Raw genomic sequence first — 19,020 nt, 5'->3', positions numbered from 1 at the left:
CTTGGCGATTTTAATCATTTTTGCGGGTTCCGGAAGTGCCCCGCAGCCACCTTGATGAAGTGCTGATAGCCCCTAGCTGCGGTGGATTCAGCGTGTTCAGCAAGCTCGGAAGAATTTGTGCTGAATTCGTCATTTGTGTCGCCGACCTCATGCTGTGTTGCAGCATGGGAAAAAGTGTGAATGCACCCTTGCTACCGGCGAGAGGGCGGGGCTACCATCGAGACGTTTCCCGCGGCAGGAACGCGGTTGCGACATGATCGAGGTGCTTCCAGCTCCGGATGGGTCAGGTACGCAGCTGCGGCTGCGTCCCCCACGGGCGCTCGATGCCCGGCAGTTCGTCCTGTTGTTCACCGTGTTGTCGGGTGCGATGTGGCTGGTGTCCGCCCTCGGGTGGTTGGCCGGCAATGCATTCGCCCCCCTGTTCGCGCTGCTGTACAGCCTGGTGCTGGCGGCGGCGCTGCGTGCCTTGTGGCGCAGCGGAGAACGGCAGGAGGAGATCCGGGTAGTGCCGGCGTACGTGGAGGTCATTCCCGTACCCGGTGGATCGCCGGTGTTCCGGGCCCACCCCACTGGGTGCGCCTGCTCACCGACGATGAGAGGGTCCGGCTGGCATCCAGCGGCCGGCAGGTGGAGGTGGGGAGTTTCCTCGCGCCGGCCGAACGTCAGACGCTTGCAGAGACACTTGAAAGCTTGCTCGCCGCCAGCGATGGCGGCAACCGACGACGCTAAGGGTCTAGGCAATGAAGCAAAGCAGCAGGTGGGGCACGAAGTGCGTGAACGCGGTTGCCGCAGTGCTGGCGACCGGGGGACTGATGCCGGCGTTGGCCTGGGCCCAGGCGGCCGATCCCAAGCCGTGGCAGCTGAACATGGGCAAGGGGGTGACCCAGACCTCGCGCCTGGCCTGGGAATCGAACAACCTGTCGTTGATCATCTGCACGGTGATCGGCGTCATCGTGTTCGGGGCGATGGCCTACGCCATGTTCAAGTTCCGCAAATCCAAGGGCGCGGTCGCCGCCACCTTCAGCCACAACACCAAGGCCGAGGTGATCTGGACGGTGATCCCGGTGATCATCCTGATCGTGATGGCCTGGCCGGCCACGGCCAACCTGATCAAGATGTACGACACCCGCGATGCCGAGATGACGGTGAAGGTCACCGGCTACCAGTGGATGTGGAAGTACGAATACCTCGGCGAGAACGTCACCTTCACCAGCCGCCTGGACCGCGAGTCCGACCGTGTGCGGCAGAGCGGCGTCGTGCCGACCCGCGAGAGCCATCCGCACTACCTGCTGGATGTCGACAACCGCCTGGTGCTGCCGGTCGATACCAAGGTGCGTTTCGTCATCACCTCCGACGACGTGATCCACGCCTGGTGGGTACCGGCGCTGGGCTGGAAGCAGGACGCCATCCCCGGCTTCATCAACGAAGCCTGGACCAGCATCGAGCAGCCCGGCGTGTACCGCGGGCAGTGCGCAGAGCTGTGCGGCAAGGACCACGGCTTCATGCCGATCGTGGTCGAGGCGGTGTCCAAGGAAGACTTCAAGCAGTGGCTGGCGCAGCGCAAGCCTGCGGCGCCTGCCACGCCGGCGGCACCTGCGGCACCGGCCGAACCGACCGAACCGACTGCACCGGCGGGCGAAGCACCGGCTGCGCCTGCTGCTGCAGAAGCGGGCAGCGCACCTGCCACCGCAGCCAGCGGCGCGTGATGTAAAGCCCGCGGCCGCTCGCGGCCGTGGTGACAACCGATTCTGAGAGGTGTTTTGCAATGGCGCACTCGGCAGTTGGGCACGACGATCACCATCACCACCAGAGCTTCTTCGAGCGTTGGTTCTTCTCGACCAACCACAAGGACATCGGCACGCTGTACCTCGGTTTCAGCTTCATCATGTTCATCATCGGTGCGGCGATGAGCGTGGTGATCCGCGCCGAGCTGGCGCAGCCGGGCCTGCAGTTCGTCAAGCCCGAGTTCTTCAACCAGATGACCACCGTGCATGCGCTGGTGATGATCTTCGGTGGCGTGATGCCGGCCTTCGTGGGCCTGGCCAACTGGATGATCCCGCTGCAGATCGGCGCGCCGGACATGGCGCTGCCGCGCATGAACAACTGGTCGTTCTGGCTGCTGCCGGTGGCCTTCAGCCTGCTGCTGCTGACCCTGTTCCTGCCCGGTGGTGCACCGGCCGGTGGCTGGACCCTGTACCCGCCGCTGTCGCTGCAGGGGGGCTACAACGTCGCCTTCAGCGTGTTCGCCATCCACGTGGCCGGCATCAGTTCGATCATGGGCGCGATCAACATCATCGCCACGGTGCTCAACATGCGTGCGCCGGGCATCGACCTGCTGAAGATGCCGATCTTCTGCTGGGCCTGGCTGATCACCGCCTTCCTGCTGATTGCGGTGATGCCGGTGCTGGCCGGTGCGGTGACCATGCTGCTGACCGACAAGTTCTTCGGCACCAGCTTCTTCAACGCCGCCGGTGGCGGTGACCCGGTGATGTACCAGCACATCTTCTGGTTCTTCGGGCACCCCGAGGTCTACATCATGATCCTGCCCGCCTTCGGCGTGGTCAGCGAGATCATCCCGACCTTCAGCCGCAAGCCGCTGTTCGGCTACCAGGCGATGGTGTACGCCACCGCCGCGATCGCGTTCCTGTCGTTCATCGTCTGGGCCCACCACATGTTCACCGTGGGCATGCCGCTGGGTGGCGAGATCTACTTCATGTTCGCCACCATGCTGATCTCGATCCCGACCGGCGTGAAGGTGTTCAACTGGGTCAGCACCATGTGGCGCGGCTCGCTGACGTTCGAAGCGCCGATGCTGTGGTCGGTGGCCTTCGTCATCCTGTTCACCATCGGCGGCTTCTCCGGCCTGATGCTGGCGATCGTTGCCGCCGACTTCCAGTATCACGACACCTACTTCGTGGTCGCCCACTTCCACTACGTGCTGGTGACCGGCGCGGTGTTCGCGTTGATTGCCGCGGTGTACTACTGGTGGCCGAAGTGGACCGGGCGCATGTACAGCGAGAAGTGGGCCAAGGTGCACTTCTGGTGGTCGATCGTGTTCGTCAACCTGCTGTTCTTCCCGCAGCACTTCCTCGGCCTGGCCGGCATGCCGCGCCGTATTCCCGATTACAGCGTGGCCTTCGCCGACTGGAACCTGATCAGCTCGATCGGTGCGTTCGGCATGTTCGTCACGCCGTTCATGATGGCCGCGATCCTGCTGTCCTCGCTGCGCAATGGCGAGAAGGCCGAGGCGCGTTCCTGGGAAGGCGCACGTGGGCTGGAGTGGACGCTGCCATCGCCGGCACCGGCGCACACCTTCACCACGCCGCCGACCATCCGCCCGGGGGATCTGGCGCATGACGACATCACGCACTGAGGTGGGGCATGCATAACGAGAGCCCGCTGCAGATCTGTAGAGTCGAGCCATGCTCGGCTGACGAAAAGCAGCCGAGCATGGCTCGGCTCTACAACAGCCCGGGCGACGCCCCGGAAAACGGCATCGAACAGCAACGCCGGCGCGCCAGGCGCACGGCGATGTGGGTCGGCGCCATCGCTGTGCTGGTCTACGTCGGTTTCATCCTCAGTGGGGTGATCGGCCGATGAGCGACGCACCGGCCACCGCGACCTCACGCAGTGCCGGGCTGCCGCGCCTGATCGGCGTGGCGGTGGCGGTGTTCCTGCTGACGTTCTCGCTGGTGCCGCTGTATCGCATCGCCTGCGAGAAGGTGTTCGGCGTGCGACTGGAGCGCGGCCCCGGCAGCGAAGCCAGTGCGGGTGCGGCGTCCGGCAAGCGCACCGTACGGGTGGAATTCGATGGCGGCGTCAACTCGCGCCTGCCGTGGTCGTTCCATCCCGAACAGCTGACCATGGACGTGGTGCCCGGCGAACTCAACGAAGCGTTGTACTTCGCACGCAACGACAGCCAGCAGGCGGTGGTCGGCAGTGCGGTGCCTTCGGTGGCGCCGGCGCGTGCCTCGGGCTTCTTCAGCAAGACCGAATGTTTCTGTTTCACCGCGCAGACGCTGCAGGCTGGCGAGAAGCGCGACATGCCGGTGCGTTTCATCGTCGATCCGGATCTGCCGCCGGAGATCAGGACGATCACCTTGTCCTACACCTTCTACCGCAACGACGCGCTGTCCGATCGGCTGGCCCCGGCCGCCACCTCGGAAGGCGCGCACGCCGCACCCTGACCCGGATACCGACATGGCCCAGACACCGACCGACGCCAACGTGTACTTCGTCCCGGCCCAGAGCAAATGGCCGTTCGTGGGTTCCATCGCGATGATGGTGACCATGGTGGGCGTGGCCAGCTGGCTCAACGATGCCAGCTGGGGACGCTGGACGTTCTACATCGGCATCGCGATGCTGGTGCTGACCCTGTTCTGGTGGTTCAGCGACGTGGTGCGTGAATCGCAGGCCGGCAACTACAACCACCAGGTCGATGGTTCGTTCCGGATGGGGATGATCTGGTTCATCTTCTCCGAGGTGATGTTCTTCGGCGCCTTCTTCGGCGCGCTGTTCTACACCCGCAACCTGGGCCTGTCGTGGCTCAGCGGCGAAGGCCGCGGGGTGATGACCAACGAACTGCTCTGGCAGGGCTATTCGGCAGGATGGCCGACCAATGGCCCGGCGGCGATCGGCGGTGCTTTCCAGACCATCCCGGCCTGGGGCCTGCCGCTGATCAACACGCTGATCCTGCTCACCTCCGGCGTGACCCTGACCATCGCACACCATGCACTGAAGGGCGGCAACCGCCGCCAGCTGCTGATCTGGCTGGGCCTGACCGTGGTGCTCGGCCTCGGCTTCCTGACCCTGCAGGCGGAGGAGTACATCCACGCCTACAAGGAACTGAACCTGACGCTCGGCTCGGGTATCTATGGTTCGACGTTCTTCATGCTGACCGGCTTCCACGGCGCGCACGTGCTGCTGGGCACGATCATGCTGATCGTGATGTGGCTGCGTTCGGCCAAGGGACACTTCACCCGCGACAACCATTTCGGTTTCGAAGCCGCCGCGTGGTACTGGCACTTCGTCGACGTGGTGTGGCTGATGCTCTTCATGTTCGTCTACGTGCTTTGACCGCGCACGCATCGGTGGCCTCAGCCGCCGATGCCGTGCGGTTTGATCCAGCCCATGTAGATGCTCACGATCACCAGTACGATCAAGGCCACCGACACCCCGATGCGGCGTGTCAGTGCGTTGACCGTGCGCTTGGTCTGGCCGCGGTCGACCAGCAGGTAATACAGGCCGGCGCCCAGATTCCAGACGATGACGATCAGAAACGCGATTACCAGCAGGGTCTTCAGCGAATCACTCATGCGCGGCTCGAGGGCAGGGTGGATGTGCCTATCTGACCGCGTTTGCGCGGACTTGTCATGATGCGCCAGCACACGCGAGTGCTCGGATGGCTGCTGGCCGTTCTGGCAATGGCCGGTTTCACCGCATTGGGGCTGTGGCAGCTGCAGCGCATGCATGCCAAACAGGCAATGTTGGATGCACAGGGTCCAGCCGCAGCGCAGGTACTGTCGTTGGCGCAGGCGCTGGCAGCGCCCGGTGCGTTGCACGGCGTGGCCGACCACGGTCGCTTCCTGCCCGGCGTGGTGCTGCTGGATAACCAGACCCGGCACGGCCGTGCCGGCGTGAAGATCTACCGCCCGTTCCGCAGTGACGAGGGCAGTGTGTTGCTGGTCGATCTGGGATGGCGCGCGCTGCCGCCTGATCGCACCCTGCCGGATGTGCCGTCGCCACCTTCGCCGGTGGCCGTACGTGGGTTGCTGGCGCCGCCGCCGTCAGCGGGACTGGCACTGGGCCCGGCGTTCTCCACCACCGATGAAGCGGGCCGCTGGCTGGCCAGCCGGTTGCCGGCCGGAGGCCTGGCCCGGGCGCTGGGGGTGCAGTCACTTCCCGATCGTGTACTGCGCCTGGACCCGGCGCTGCCCTTCGGCGACGAACGTGATCTGGACCTGCTGCCGAACACCTTGCCGCCGCAGCGTCATCTGGGCTACGCCGTGCAGTGGTTCGGCCTGGCCCTGACCGTGCTCGTCGTTGCGCTGGTGTTGGAGTGGCGCAGGAGGCGCGCCGTGGCACGACCGGCATCCCGTACCCAACCATGAGAAAATGCCCCGCATGAACACTGCTACGTCCCCGCAGGCGCGCGGCTCTGGCCGCCGGACCCTGGTACTGCTGTTTGCCGTGTTCTTCGGGGCGATGGCGCTGGCTGCCGTGCTGCGCTTCTCCGGCTGGCAGCCCACCGGGCACCGCAATGCCGGCCAGCTGCTGAAGCCGCCGGTGGACCTGCGCCAGCAGGCGCCGACCCTGGCCAGCGGCCAGCCTTATCCGTGGAATCCCGAGGCCCGTACCTGGCGCCTGCTGGTGGCGCCGGCCGGAGTCTGCGACGCGCAGTGCGTCACTTTGTCGCAGGGAGTGGGCAAGGTGTGGCAGCTGTTCGGCCATAACGCCGATAATGTCGAAATCCTGTGGCTGGGAACGCCACCGGCGTCGATCGCCTCGCTGCCCGCGCTGCGGCCGCTGGCACCGTCGCCAGCACTGCGCGCGGCCCTGCCCGGCGTCGACGATCCGGCTGGCCTGCCGGTCTACGTGATCGATCCGAACGGCTTCGTGATCATGCGCCATGCCCCCGGCAGTGACCTGGGTGGCCTGCGCAAGGACATGGCCACGTTGCTGAAACTGAAGTGAGTCCCGTTTGATGAGCCTTTCCGCGCGTCCGGCGCTGCACCGCAATTTCCACCGCCTGGCGTGGTTCGCCATGATCATGACCGCGAGCACGATCATGTTCGGCGCCTTCGTGCGCCTGTCCGATGCCGGCCTGAGTTGCCCGGACTGGCCGACCTGCTATGGACAGGCCACCTGGCCGCAGCACGTGGAAGAGACCATCGGCCATCCGGCAGCGGAGATCCGCCCGCTGGAAACCCACAAGGCCTGGCGTGAGCAGGTGCATCGCTTCCTGGCCGGCGCGCTGGGCATCGAGATCCTGACCCTGGCGCTGCTGGCCACGCGCAAGCGGCGATTCGGAAGCACGGCGGTGGTGACCGCCTGCGTACTGGTGGCCGCCGGCATACCGCTGTACATGATGGGCTGGCACGGCACCGCCAGCGCCTTGGCCCTGATAGGCGAGGCGATCCTGCTGATCGCGGCGCTGCGCTGGAGCAACATCGACCTGGCGCGCGCTGCCCTGCTGACCCTGGCGGTGGTGATCTTCCAGGCCCTGCTGGGCATGTGGACGGTGACCCTGCTGCTCAAACCCATCGTAGTGATGGGCCACCTGCTGGGCGGCATGCTGATGTTCGCGCTGCTGGTGTGGATGGCCTGGCGCGCAACGCACATGCCGATCACCCTGGCCGAAGCACCGAAGCTGAAGTGGATGCTGCGCATCGGTGTGGCGGTGCTGGTCACCCAGATCGCACTGGGGGGCTGGGTCAGTGCCAACTACGCGGCGCTGGCCTGCGGCGGCGGCAGCGCCTCGCTGGACAACTTCCCGCGCTGCGCCAACCAGTGGTGGCCGCAGCACAACTTCGTCGAAGGCTTCACCCTGTGGCGTGGCATCGGCGTGGACTACGAAGGCGGCGTGCTGGATGGCGCTTCGCGTATCGCCATCCAGATGGCGCACCGCCTGTTCGCGGTGGTGGTGGCCGTCTACCTGTTGTGGCTGGGCGTGCGCCTGTTCCGCCTGCCGAGCATGCGTGGCTGGGCCAGTGCGCTGATCGCGCTGCTGGTGCTGCAGGTCACCCTCGGCATCCTCAATGTGAAGCTGGCGCTGCCGCTGGAAGTGGCGGTGGCCCACAACGGCGTGGCCGTTGCCCTGTTGTTCGTGCTGGTCAGCCTGCTGGCCCGCCTGCGTGCCCCGGACTGATTCCATGTTTTCCAATTACCGCCAGTACTGGGACCTGACCAAACCCAAGGTCGTCGCCCTCATTGTCTTCACTGCCCTGGTCGGCATGGTCCTGGCCATCCCCGGCGTGCCCAGCTGGGAGCAGGTGCGCGCCGGCGTGCTCGGTTTCCTCGGCATCTGGCTGGCGGCCTCGGCCGCGGCCGCGATCAACCAGCTGCTGGATGCGCACATCGATGCGCAGATGGCGCGCACTTCGTGGCGTCCGCTGGTGGTGGGCAAGGTCAAGCCGTGGCAGGTGCTGGTGTTCGCCGGCGTGCTGATCGTGCTGTCGATGACCATCCTGGTGCTGTGGGTGAACTTGATCACTGCGGTGCTGACCTTCGCCTCGCTGATCGGTTATGCGGTGATCTACACCGTGTACCTCAAGCGCGCGACCTCGCAGAACATCGTCATCGGCGGCCTGGCCGGCGCGATGCCGCCGATGCTCGGCTGGGCTGCGGTGACCGGCATGCAGGGTTCGTCGGACTGGGCGTACTCGTCGCTGCTGGTGCTGATCATCTTCATCTGGACGCCGCCGCACTTCTGGGCACTGGCGATCTTCCGCCGCGAGGACTACGCCAAGGCCGAAATCCCGATGCTGCCGGTGACCCATGGCGTGGTGCACACCCGCAAGCAGATCATGGTGTACTCGGTGGTGCTGGCACTGGTCTGCCTGCTGCCGTACCTGGTGGGCATGAGCGGTGCGTTCTACCTGGGCGGCGCGATCGTGCTCAACGCCGTGTTCCTCTGGTACGCCTGGCGCATGCTGAACCCGCCGGACGAACTGTTCTCGATGAAGATGTTCTATTACTCCATCGTGTACCTGATGGCGCTGTTCGCCTTCCTGCTGGTGGACCACTGGATCCTGCCCTGGTTGTAAAGCGCCACCTGTAGAGCCGAGCCCATGCTCGGCTGAGGGGGGGATGGAAGAGCAGCCGAGCGTGGGCTCGGCTCTACACTTGATCTCTTCCAGCGGCGTCGCCATTGCTGTTCCTGACCCCAAGGAAAGGAGCGAGCAGGGATGCATACGGTCTTCCGTTGGACCACCGCGCTGATTCTGGCGCTGGGCATGGTCGTGACCGCGCATGCCGACGACACCGCCGCGCAGATCCGCCAGCATGCCGGTGAGCATCGCATCCTAGTACTGGGTGAGTTCCACGGTACCCGCGAGACGCCGCTGTTGGTACGGGAGCTGATGGAGGCCTACGCGGCCGATGGCACGCCGGTGCGGTTGGCATTGGAGCTGCCGACCGACGAGAACGCCGCGCTGGCGACCTATACGGCGTCTGCCGGCACAGCCGAGGCGCGCGCTGCATTGCGTGGCACGACGTATTGGAACGTCCGTAGCCGGATGCATGACGGCCGTCGCAGCGAGGACATGCTTGAGCTGATCGAGGCGGTACGCGTGCTGCGCAGCCAAGGGCGCGACGTGCAGGTGTTCGGCTTTGATCGCGTGCTTCCCGCCGACATGGCCGGCACTGGTACGCGTGACCGGGTGATGGCCGAAGAAGTAAGGGCGCGCGCGCGGGCACTGCCGAAGAACGGGCGGCTGCTGGTGCTGACCGGCAACGTGCATGGCATGCGTACGCAGCCGAAGATGATTGCGTACCCCCCGATGACGGCACTCCTGAAGGATCTGGACCTTTACAACGTGCGTATCGAGGCGTGTGGTGGGGAAGGCTGGGGCTGCACGGCACCTCAACGCTGTGGTGTACGTCCGCTGCCCAGTTACAACGGTGAGTCGCCCAGGCGGCACACTGCCGGTGACCGCAGTTTTGACCTGCAGGTGTGGCTGCCGCGCTTCAGCGTGGCGCGGCTGCTGGACAGCGATTCGGTCTGGTGATCATCCACGTGCCGTTCAACCGCCAGCCGAGCATGGGCTCGGCTCTACAGTAGATCCACGCCATGCGTGATGTTTTCCCGCAGCGGCCCACGCGCCCAGTAGATCCACGCCATGCGTGGATGATTTCCCGGATGGTCAGGGCTTGCGCCGCGCATACCGCTGCGCGATCACGCCGCAGACGATCAGCTGGATCTGGTGGTAGATCATCACCGGCAGCACGATGGCACCGAGGCTGCCACCAGCGAACAACACCTTGGCGATCGGCACGCCTGTGGCCAGGCTCTTCTTCGAGCCGCAGAACACGATGGCGATCTCGTCCTCGCGGTTGAAGCGCAGGCGGCGGGCGATGAAGGTGATCAGCGGCATGGCGATACCCAGCAGCACCGCGGCCACCACTGCCACGGCCAGCAACGAGAGCAGCGGCGTCTTGCTCCACAGCCCTTCGGTCACTGCCTCGCCGAAGGCCGAGTACACCACCAGCAGGATGGTGGCCTGGTCGGTGTAGCGCAGCAGCGCACGCTGCCGCTCCACCCAGCCGGCAATCCACGGCCGCAGCAGGTGGCCGGCCACGAACGGCACCAGCAGCTGCAGCATGATGCCGCCGATCGCGTGCAGCGGATCATGCACGCCGCCGGAGGTGCCGGCCAGCGCGGTCAGCAGCAGCGGGGTGAGGAACACGCCGAGGATGCTCGACAGCGAGGCACTGCACACCGCTGCTGGTACGTTGCCATGCGCCATCGAGGTGAACGCGATGGACGACTGCACGGTGGAGGGCAGGGTGCACAGGAACAGCACGCCCAGGTACAGCTCCGGGGTCAGCAGCCAGCCCGACAGTGGCTTGAACATCAGCCCCAGCAGCGGGAACAGGATGAAGGTGCATGCGAGGATGGTCAGGTGCAGCCGCCAGTGCAGCATGCCGCCGATGATGGACTCACGTGGCAGGCGCGCGCCGTGCAGGAAGAACAGCGCCGCGATGGCGACCGTGGTGACGTCATCAAGGACGATGGCGGCGGCGCCCTTCATCGGCAGCAGCGAGGCCAGGCCAACCGTGCACAGCAGGGCGAGGGTGAAATTGTCCGGTCGCAGGCGCGACCACCAGCGGGTCATGGTGGGCAGAGTCCTTGGTGCGGTGGAGTCAGGGCGAAATGGATGGCGTGGCCAGGCGCTGGCGGGTGGCGGCTTCCAGCGACTTCAGGCCGGCACGCTGGCCGAGCTGCAGGGCCTGTTCCGGGCTGGCGTGTTCGTAACGTGCATTGACCAAGCCGAGCACGGCACCGGCACGGTTGCCGGAGGCGCAGTGCAGCAGCACCGGTCCCTGGCTTTGCCGCAGGGCCTGATGCACGGCGCGCACATTGGCCGCATCCAGCCCCTCTGCGCCGGCCACCGGAATGCGCACATAGCGCAGGCCCAGCGATTCGGCCACGCGGGTTTCATCGAAACCGCGGTCTTCGTCGGGCTGGCGCAGGTCGATCACCGTGCGCACACCCTGTGCAGCCAGTTCGCGCAGTTGTGCGGCACTGGGCTGGCCGCCGGCATACAGGCCGGGGCGGACTTCATTGAGCGGGGTATCCGCGGCCAGGACGGCCAGCGGCAGGCAGAGCGACAACAACAGCAGGCAGGTCAGGCGCAGCAGCATGGTCCTCTCCGTGAAAGCGTCTGCCCCTCTACAGGCGCAGCCCGGCGCGGGCCTTCAACAGCTCGCGCAGTTCGTATTTGTCAGTATCGTCCAGACCCTGCTGGCGCTGCTTTGCCAACAACTCCTCCAGGCGTTGCACCAGCAGCTGTTTCTCCAGCTGAGCCACCGCGTCGTGCAGTTCCTGGGTCCAGCTGGCCTCGGTGCCAGGCAGTGTCTGTGCCGCCAGTGTATGCAGCGAGCCCTGTTCTTCGCGGCCGTCGAAATGTTCCAGCAGGGCGCCGGTGCTGATGTCCGGGCGCTGTTCGACCAGCCCCAGCAGCTCCAGCAGCAGCTCCACGCCGGGCAGGCGCAGGCCCTGGAAGTGATGCTTGCCGCCCAGGGTCAGTGCCAGCGACGGCTGCTGCAGCAGCACGGCGATCGCGCCGCGCACCAGGCTGCGCTTGGCCACCGGTTGAATAGTGCGTGCCGGCTGGCGCTGAGGCATCGAAGCGCGTGCAGCCTGGGCGTTGCCGCCGAGGCCGGTCAGCTGCGCCAGCTGCTGCTTCATCAGGTCGCCGAAGGCACCGTCGGGAATCTGCGCCAGCATCGGCTTGGCCCGCTCGGCCAGGCGCGCCTTGCCGTCCAGCGTGCCCAGGTTGATCTCGCGGGTGAGCTCGTCGAAGAAGAACTGGGACAGCGGCGTGGCCTGCTTCAGGCGTTCGTTGAAGGCCTCGGCGCCTTCCTTGCGCACGATGGTGTCCGGGTCCTCGCCATCGGGCAGGAACAGGAAGAAGGCCTGGCGGCCATCCTTCATGCGCGGCAGCACCGACTCCAGCGCCTTCCAGCCAGCACGGCGGCCGGCGGCGTCGCCGTCGAAGCAGAAGAACACGTCCGGCGCGTTGCGGAACAACAGCTCGGCATGGTCCGGCGTGGTGGCCGTGCCCAGCGTGGCCACTGCCTGGGTGACGCCGAACTGGAACAGCGAGACCACGTCCATGTAGCCCTCGACCACGATCAGCCGCTCGATCTTCTGGTTGGCCTGGCGCACCTGCCACAGGCCGTACAGCTCGCGGCCCTTGTGGAACAGCGCGGTTTCGGGCGAGTTGAGGTACTTGGGGCCGTCGTCCTTCTCGAACACGCGGCCGCCGAAGGCGATCACCCGGCCACGGCGGTCGAAGATCGGGAACATCACCCGGTCGCGGAACTTGTCGTAGACGTGGCCGCGGTCGTTCTTGGAGAACAGGCCGGCGCGGTCGAGCAGTTTCATGCGCCGCTCGTCCTTGCCCAGCGCATCGCGCAGGCCGCTGTAGCCATCCGGCGCGTAGCCGATCTGGAAGCGTGCGCGGTTCTCTTCGTCCACGCCACGCCCATCCAGGTAGCTGCGTGCCTTTTCGCTGCCCTGCAGGTTGCTCTGGAAGAACTTCGTGGCCGCCTCAAGCGCCGAATACAGCTCGCGGCTGTCGTCCTGCTGCTGGGGGCTGCGTGGGTTCTCGCTGCGCGGCACTTCCATGCCTGCGCGCTTGGCCAGTTCATCCACCGCGTCGAGGAACTCGAGGCGGTCGTAGTTCATCAGGAAGCTGATCGCGGTGCCGTGCGCGCCGCAACCGAAGCAGTGATAGAACTGCTTCGTGGGCGAGACCGTGAACGACGCCGAGCGCTCGTCATGGAACGGGCAGCGCGCTGCATATTCCTTGCCCTGTCGCTTCAACGGCACGCGGCTGCCCACCACCTCGACGATGTCGGAGCGGGCGAGCAGATCGTCGATGAAAGCGTCGGGGATACGGGCCATGGGCAACAGAACGGGGCGCGGCCGCCAGGGCGCGCAGCAGGGGCGGCAGGTTCCCCTAGTTTACTCGCTGGCGACGCCGGGACTGGCCTGTTCGGCCTCGACCCCGGCCTTGGCCAGCTGAGCCCGTGCATGCAGGCGCTCGTCGATCACCGCGGTCATCAGCGCGCCGACGAAGAACACGGCGGTGGCGTAGTAGATCCACACCAGTGCGATCACCAGCGCACCCATCGAGCCGTAAGCGCTGCCCGGGGCCACGGTGGCGATGTAGACGCCGATGCCATACCGGCCCAGGGTGAACAGCACCGAGGTGATGGCGCCGCCGATGAAGGCCTGGCGCCACGCCACGCGGCGGTCCGGCAGGTAGTGGTAGAGGAAGGCGAAGGCCAGCGTGTAGAGCAGCAGCGAGGTCAGGTAGCCGATCGCCGGCAGCACCGAGGGCAGCTGCGCGAACACCACCTGCAGTGCAGTGGTGGCGGTCATCGAGAGGATCAGCAGGAAGCCCAGTGCCAGCACCACGCCGAACGAGAACACGCGCTTGCGCAGCCAGGCCTTGACGCCTTCCAGGCGCTGGCCGCTGGTGTGGAAGATCCGGTTCAGCGCGTTCTGCAGCTGGGCGAACACGGCGGTGGCGCCGATGAACAGCAGCAGTGTGCTCCACAGCCCGGCCAGCGAACCCACGCTGGGCTGGCTGTTGGCGTTGTGCAGCACGGTGTCGGCGACGCTGGCCACGCTGCTGCCGGCCACCGAGCCGATCTGGCTGATCAACGTCTGTTGTGCAGGCGGGTACAGCGAGGCGGTCAACCACAACAGCAGCACCAGCAGCGGTGCCATCGACAGCAGGGCGTAGAAGGAGACCGAAGCGGCCTGGGTCAGCACATCGATTTCGACGAAGCGCTTGGCGACCGCCATCGGAAAGCTGTCCTGCAGGCGGTCAGCGTAGTGGCGAAGCCGTGCGGGGAAGCCGTGGGGACGCGAGCCGGTGGGGGCGTTGGATTGCTCGACCATGGGGATGTTGTAGCAGCCGGGGGTCGAAGGTGCGGTGAAGCGGATGCATCAATGGGGTCAGAGCCCTTCCGCGATGCGAAAGGGATCCGACCCCGGCAATGGCTTATGCCAGCAGCTGCTTGACCAGCTTGGACACCAGGCCCATGTCGGCCTGGCCGGCGAGCTTGGGCTTCAGTGCGCCCATCAGCTTGCCCATGTCGGCCGGGCCGGAGGCGCCGGTCTCGGCAATGGCGGCCTGGATGGCGGCCACGATCTCGGCCTCGCCCATCTTCGCCGGCAGGTAGGCTTCGATGACCACGATCTCGGCGCGCTCGATCTCGGCCAGGTCCTCGCGGTTGGCGGCCTCGTACTGGTTGACCGAGTCCTTGCGCTGCTTGACCATCTTGTCGAGCACGGCGATCACGGCGGTGTCATCCAGTTCAATGCGCTCGTCCACTTCGCGCTGCTTGATGGCGGCATTGATCAGGCGGATCACGCCCAGCTTGTGCTTCTCGCCCGCCTTCATGGCGGCCTTCATGTCTTCGGTGAGCTGCTGCTTCATGCTCATGAGGAACCTCGTGGTGGTAAGTGGGGCGGGGCGGATGCCCGAACCCGGAAACGCAAAAAGCCGGCGACGCTCGCGCGTGCCGGCTTCGGCTCCATCGCGACAGGCAAGCCCGCCGCAATGAAGATGCGTCCGATCAGTACAGGCGCTGACGCTTGGTGACGTCGCGCGACGAGCGGCGCAGCTGACGCTTCACAGCAGCGGCAGCCTTGCGCTTGCGCTCCTGGGTCGGCTTTTCGTAGAACTCGCGCTTGCGGGTTTCGGCCAGCACACCGGCCTTTTCGCAAGTGCGCTTGAAGCGGCGAAGAGCAAACTCGAAGGGCTCGTTCTCGCGGACTTTGACGCTGGGCATGGAATCTCCGGGACACAGTAGAACCGGGTCACGCCCGGCGAGCCGCACATTATAGCGGCGAATAGACAAACTGCAAGCGGCCAACCCTGAATACGGGCCGGAAGTTCGAAAGCAGTGAGATCTGCACATCCCCCGAGGGGGCGGCAGGGGCGTCATAATAGCAGGCATGCGAGTCCTTGGCATCGAATCTTCCTGTGATGAGACCGGCGTGGCGGTGTATGACACCGACCTGGCCGGCAGCGCGGCCCTGCGCGCCCACGCGGTCTACAGCCAGATCGCCCTGCATGCCGAGTACGGCGGTGTAGTGCCCGAGCTGGCCAGCCGCGACCACGTCCGCAAGCTGCTGCCGCTGGTGCGCCAGACCCTGGCCGACGCCGGTCTGGGCGTAGACGACATCGACGGGGTGGCCTATACGGCGGGTCCGGGCCTGGTCGGCGCGCTGCTGGTGGGCGCCGGCGTGGCCCGCTCGCTGGCCTGGGCGCTGGAGGTGCCGGCGGTAGGCGTACACCATATGGAAGGCCACCTGCTGGCCCCGCTGATGGAAGACGATCCGCCGGAAGCGCCGTTCGTGGCGCTGCTGGTGTCCGGCGGCCATACCCAGCTGGTGGCGGTGGACGCCATCGGCCAGTACCGCCTGCTGGGCGAGACCCTGGACGATGCGGCCGGCGAGGCCTTCGACAAGACCGCCAAGCTGATGGGCCTGCCGTACCCGGGTGGCCCGCAGCTGGCCAGGCTGGCCGAGCAGGGCACGCCGGGTGCGTACCGCTTCGCGCGGCCGATGACCGACCGCCCCGGGCTGGATTTCAGTTTCTCCGGCCTGAAGACCCAGGTGCTGATGGCCTGGCGCGACAGCGACCAGAGCGAACAGACCCGCGCCGACATCGCCCGTGGCTTTGAAGACGCGGTGGTCGAGACCCTGTCGATCAAGTGCGAGCGCGCGCTGGAAGCGGCCGGGACCAACGTGATCGTGGTGGCTGGCGGCGTGGGCGCCAACAAGCGCCTGCGCGCGCGCCTGCAGCAGATGGCCGAGCGCCTGGGCGGCCGCGCCTGTTTCCCGCGCCCCGCGCTGTGCACCGACAACGGCGCGATGATCGCCTTCGCTGGCGCGCTGCGCCTGCAGGCCGGCCAGCACAGCCCGCCGAAGGTGGACGTGACCCCGCGCTGGGACATGGCGACCCTGCCGGCGGTCTGATCCGGCAGCGCCGGGCCACGCCGGGCGGACGTATTACCGACGCCCTGCCAACGGCGACGCCGCCAGCACGGTCGTCGCCCGCTCATGGCGCTGCAGCCAGCCCAGGGTGTGCGGGCAGCGGGCGTGGATCAGCCGCCCGATCGCGGCCAGGTCGGCACCGAGGTCGCGTTCCAGGATGGGTTCGTGGTGCGCGATCCGGTTGCGCAGGTGGCGGATGCGTCCAATGTCTGCGTGGATGGCTTTCCTGATGACACTGGGATGTGCCGAAGGCGCATGACGTAGAGCCCCACCAAGTGCGGGTATCCACAGGGTGGAGTCGAAGCGACATGTAAAGAGCTGCTGCCAGAACACCATTGGCAGGTTGGCGACGATCTCAGGTGTATCGGTTACGCGGGTGGCAAGTTGTTCCAGTGCCGTGCGTGGAGAAGTACTGGATGAAGTTGGCAGTCTGCGTCGGAAGGCATCATTCCACGGCCAACGCGGGCCGTGCTGTCGGGTAAGCACAGCTGCAGCGGCGTTGCGAATGACCACCTCGCACAGATGGACCGGCATCATCAGCGCACCGCACATCCGCATGTTCCAGAGATACAGGGAATCGGCAGTGACGTCAGGGCTGCAGGTCGATGCGATTCTCTCGTAAGTCGACAGGCGCTCCGCTGACAACGCGCGCCGCAGTACATCGTATGGAGCCATCGTCATGTGCGGTGGTGAAGGAGGGCTCAATGTTCGCGAGAGTGGGCGGCGACCACCATCAGGGAACGTAGTTGTCCGCGCGGCTGATTTCCTGCGTTTCGCCTCGGGCGAATACCTGACCTGCCCTGTCGGAATTGGCCTTGACCGACGATCTGGTCCTTGCCTAATCTGCGTGCCTGCGCCACCGGGACTCGCGGCTGGATTCCAGCTCCCCCTGGGGACAAACGGTAGTACCAAAGGGCCCTGCTAGCGGGGCCCTTTGTCTTTTCCGGGCCCGCCCCGTGCCGGCCACCCATCGCCCGTTCCGGGCAGCGTCACCGCCGTGCCGTTACCATGGCCCCCTGTATTCGGGCGGGTAAGCGCAATGGACAAGGTTTTCATCGAGGGGCTGACGATCGACGCCCTGATCGGTATCTACGATTGGGAGCGACGGATCCGCCAGGACCTGGTGTTCGACCTGGAAATGGGCTTCGACAACCGTCGCCCTGCGGCTACCGATGACATTGCCCACACCCTGAACTACAAGGCGGTGAGCAAGCGCCTGGAGCAGTTCGTGCGCGAATCGGAATTCGGTCTGGTCGAGACCCTGGCCGAGCGTTGCGCGCAGATCGTACTGGAGGAATTCGACGTGAAGTGGCTGCGCCTGAAGCTGAGCAAGCCCGGTGCGGTGCGCGGCGCGCGCGCGGTGGGCGTGATCATCGAGCGCACGCGGGACTGACCCGGTAGTGCCGGCCGCTGGCCGGCAACCTCAACATCAATGAAGGAAGAAGGAGACAACTGATGGTGGACGCGGTGGTGGCGGTACAGTGGCTGGAAAAGCTGCAGAACACACTGGAACCCTATCCCGGCGCCTACCTGGCGTTGATGATCTCGGCGCTGCTGATCGCCGCCGGCCTGGCCAACTGGGTGACCAAGCGCATCCTGGTGCGTGGCCTGCGGCGCCTGCTGCAGCGCCTGCCGGGTGCCGAGTCCGGGCGTGGCAGCCATTTGATGCGGGTCATTTCGCGCCTGTCCAACGTGGTGCCCAGCCAGGTGATCGCCTCGGGCATCACTCTGATCCCCGATCTGCCGCCCGGCCTGGTCAACGTCATCATCAAGCTGTGCATCGTGTGGGCGGTACTGACCGTGTCGATGGCGTTCTCGCATGCGCTGGACGCGGCCAACAGCCTGTACGAGCGCAAGCCCGACGCGCGGAACAAGCCGATCAAGGGCTACCTGCAGGTAGTCAAGATCGTGGTGTTCGTGGCCGCCGGCCTGTCCATCATCGCCACCCTGCTGGGGGTGAAGCTGGGGCCGCTGGTCACCGGCCTGGGCGCGGCCACGGCGGTGCTGATGCTGATCTTCCAGGACACCATCCTGTCGCTGGTGGCCAGCGTGCAGATCAGCGGCGATGGCCGCGTGCGCATCGGCGACTGGATCGAGATGCCCAGCCAGAACGCCGATGGTGATGTGATCGACATCGCCCTGCACACCATCACCGTGCAGAACTTCGACAAGACCATCACCACCATCCCGACCAAGAAGCTGGTGACCGAGTCGTTCAAGAACTGGCGCGGCATGCAGGAGGCCGGTGGCCGCCGCATCAAGCGCGCGCTGTACCTGGACCAGCACAGCGTCGGATTCCTGGACGAGGGCGACCTGGCCTTCCTCGGCCAGTTCGCGCTGCTGCGCGACTACCTGCAGGACAAGGAACAGGAGCTGGGGCAGTGGAACGGGCGCCTGCGCGAGCAGGGCGTGGCCGAGGTCAACAGCCGCCGGGTGACCAACCTGGGCACCTTCCGTGCCTATGTGGAGCGCTACCTGCGCAGCCATCCGGGCATCCACACCGACATGACCCTGCTGGTGCGGCAGCTGCAGCCGACCACCGAAGGCCTGCCGCTGGAGCTGTACTGCTTCACCCGCAGCACCGCCTGGGGCGAGTACGAGGCGGTGCAGTCGGACATCTTCGACCACCTGCTGGCGATCCTGCCGGCCTTCGGCCTGCGCGTGTTCCAAGCCTCCAGCGACGCCATGTTGATGGCCGGGCAGCGCCAGTTGGCCGGCTCGGAGTAAGCTGCGGTGCCCCCGGCGGGTCCATACGGTCCCCGCTGGTGGCTGAAACT

At 66.2% G+C, this 19,020-nt stretch carries 21 protein-coding genes and 1 pseudogene; 14 read left to right on the top strand and 8 right to left on the bottom strand.

Annotated features, from left to right (window positions below; all coding sequences use genetic code 11):
* Positions 1-253: 253 nt before the first annotated feature.
* From RI032_RS07270 to RI032_RS07245, 6 genes and pseudogenes are all read left to right on the top strand, one after another.
* Positions 254-729: pseudogene (locus RI032_RS07270) on the top strand (DUF2244 domain-containing protein).
* Between the two features lie 11 nt (positions 730-740).
* Positions 741-1,706, top strand: coding sequence for a cytochrome c oxidase subunit II (gene coxB / locus RI032_RS07265; RefSeq protein ID WP_053442407.1), 966 nt, complete (start codon positions 741-743; stop codon positions 1,704-1,706).
* Positions 1,707-1,765: 59 nt separating this feature from the next.
* Positions 1,766-3,373 (top strand): cytochrome c oxidase subunit I, encoded by a 1,608-nt coding sequence (gene ctaD, locus RI032_RS07260; RefSeq protein ID WP_005407790.1) that lies wholly within the window; start codon positions 1,766-1,768, stop codon positions 3,371-3,373.
* 8 nt (positions 3,374-3,381) lie between these two features.
* Complete coding sequence (locus tag RI032_RS07255) at positions 3,382-3,600, top strand: hypothetical protein (RefSeq protein WP_010484236.1); 219 nt, start codon at positions 3,382-3,384, stop codon at positions 3,598-3,600.
* Entirely contained in the window at positions 3,597-4,187 is a 591-nt protein-coding gene (locus tag RI032_RS07250) for a cytochrome c oxidase assembly protein (RefSeq protein WP_019336368.1), read from the top strand. Before RI032_RS07255 ends, RI032_RS07250 begins: the two co-directional genes overlap by 4 nt.
* 13 nt (positions 4,188-4,200) lie before the next feature.
* Complete coding sequence (locus RI032_RS07245) at positions 4,201-5,076, top strand: cytochrome c oxidase subunit 3 (RefSeq protein WP_010484234.1); 876 nt, start codon at positions 4,201-4,203, stop codon at positions 5,074-5,076.
* A 20-nt stretch (positions 5,077-5,096) separates the two neighbouring features.
* Here the strand turns inward: RI032_RS07245 and RI032_RS07240 are convergent, their stop codons facing one another.
* Positions 5,097-5,315 (bottom strand): twin transmembrane helix small protein, encoded by a 219-nt coding sequence (locus RI032_RS07240; RefSeq protein WP_010484233.1) that lies wholly within the window; start codon positions 5,313-5,315, stop codon positions 5,097-5,099.
* Positions 5,316-5,372: 57 nt separating this feature from the next.
* Between RI032_RS07240 and RI032_RS07235 the strand changes: the two genes are divergently transcribed.
* From RI032_RS07235 to RI032_RS07215, 5 genes are all read left to right on the top strand, one after another.
* Positions 5,373-6,110: an SURF1 family protein gene (locus RI032_RS07235; protein WP_049454539.1), complete on the top strand. Its 738-nt coding sequence runs from the start codon at positions 5,373-5,375 to the stop codon at positions 6,108-6,110.
* A gap of 13 nt (positions 6,111-6,123) precedes the next feature.
* Positions 6,124-6,693, top strand: a complete 570-nt coding sequence (locus RI032_RS07230; protein ID WP_322548064.1) for a hypothetical protein — start codon at positions 6,124-6,126, stop codon at positions 6,691-6,693.
* A gap of 10 nt (positions 6,694-6,703) precedes the next feature.
* A complete protein-coding gene (locus RI032_RS07225; protein ID WP_019336365.1) occupies positions 6,704-7,867 on the top strand; it encodes a COX15/CtaA family protein in 1,164 nt (387 codons plus the stop codon).
* A gap of 4 nt (positions 7,868-7,871) precedes the next feature.
* Positions 7,872-8,765, top strand: a complete 894-nt coding sequence (gene cyoE, locus RI032_RS07220; RefSeq protein WP_005407798.1) for a heme o synthase — start codon at positions 7,872-7,874, stop codon at positions 8,763-8,765.
* Positions 8,766-8,906: 141 nt separating this feature from the next.
* Positions 8,907-9,728, top strand: coding sequence for a TraB/GumN family protein (locus tag RI032_RS07215; RefSeq protein ID WP_322548063.1), 822 nt, complete (start codon positions 8,907-8,909; stop codon positions 9,726-9,728).
* Positions 9,729-9,863: 135 nt separating this feature from the next.
* Here the strand turns inward: RI032_RS07215 and RI032_RS07210 are convergent, their stop codons facing one another.
* The 6 genes from RI032_RS07210 to rpsU all read right to left on the bottom strand — a co-directional run bounded on the left by RI032_RS07210 (position 9,864) and on the right by rpsU (position 15,033).
* A complete protein-coding gene (locus RI032_RS07210; protein WP_100447461.1) occupies positions 9,864-10,835 on the bottom strand; it encodes a bile acid:sodium symporter family protein in 972 nt (323 codons plus the stop codon).
* Between the two features lie 28 nt (positions 10,836-10,863).
* Complete coding sequence (locus RI032_RS07205) at positions 10,864-11,364, bottom strand: protein tyrosine phosphatase family protein (RefSeq protein WP_143994161.1); 501 nt, start codon at positions 11,362-11,364, stop codon at positions 10,864-10,866.
* A gap of 28 nt (positions 11,365-11,392) precedes the next feature.
* Positions 11,393-13,132 (bottom strand): DNA primase, encoded by a 1,740-nt coding sequence (dnaG, locus tag RI032_RS07200; protein ID WP_049412301.1) that lies wholly within the window; start codon positions 13,130-13,132, stop codon positions 11,393-11,395.
* Between the two features lie 60 nt (positions 13,133-13,192).
* On the bottom strand, positions 13,193-14,137 hold the full coding sequence (locus tag RI032_RS07195) for a YihY/virulence factor BrkB family protein (RefSeq protein WP_019336363.1): 945 nt from the start codon (positions 14,135-14,137) through the stop codon (positions 13,193-13,195).
* A gap of 103 nt (positions 14,138-14,240) precedes the next feature.
* A complete protein-coding gene (locus RI032_RS07190) occupies positions 14,241-14,684 on the bottom strand; it encodes a GatB/YqeY domain-containing protein (protein WP_043400028.1) in 444 nt (147 codons plus the stop codon).
* A 133-nt stretch (positions 14,685-14,817) separates the two neighbouring features.
* Entirely contained in the window at positions 14,818-15,033 is a 216-nt protein-coding gene (rpsU, locus tag RI032_RS07185; RefSeq protein WP_002808376.1) for a 30S ribosomal protein S21, read from the bottom strand.
* A 166-nt stretch (positions 15,034-15,199) separates the two neighbouring features.
* On the opposite strand from rpsU, the gene tsaD reads away from it, so the two are divergent.
* Positions 15,200-16,225, top strand: a complete 1,026-nt coding sequence (gene tsaD / locus RI032_RS07180) for a tRNA (adenosine(37)-N6)-threonylcarbamoyltransferase complex transferase subunit TsaD (RefSeq protein WP_010484223.1) — start codon at positions 15,200-15,202, stop codon at positions 16,223-16,225.
* 33 nt (positions 16,226-16,258) lie between these two features.
* Here tsaD and RI032_RS07175 read toward each other — a convergent pair whose 3' ends face one another.
* Entirely contained in the window at positions 16,259-16,924 is a 666-nt protein-coding gene (locus RI032_RS07175; RefSeq protein ID WP_134958736.1) for a hypothetical protein, read from the bottom strand.
* A gap of 358 nt (positions 16,925-17,282) precedes the next feature.
* Between RI032_RS07175 and folB the strand changes: the two genes are divergently transcribed.
* Positions 17,283-17,636, top strand: coding sequence for a dihydroneopterin aldolase (gene folB, locus RI032_RS07170; protein ID WP_010484221.1), 354 nt, complete (start codon positions 17,283-17,285; stop codon positions 17,634-17,636).
* 62 nt (positions 17,637-17,698) lie between these two features.
* The gene (locus RI032_RS07165) at positions 17,699-18,970 is read left to right on the top strand and encodes a mechanosensitive ion channel family protein (RefSeq protein ID WP_049454520.1); all 1,272 of its coding nucleotides are present in this window, start codon (positions 17,699-17,701) and stop codon (positions 18,968-18,970) included.
* The last annotated feature ends 50 nt before the right edge of the window (positions 18,971-19,020 follow it).

Source organism: Stenotrophomonas geniculata (assembly GCF_034508895.1).
Lineage (GTDB): Bacteria > Pseudomonadota > Gammaproteobacteria > Xanthomonadales > Xanthomonadaceae > Stenotrophomonas > Stenotrophomonas geniculata.
Note: the sequence above shows the minus strand (reverse complement) of the source record. Positions and strands in the feature narration are given on the sequence as shown.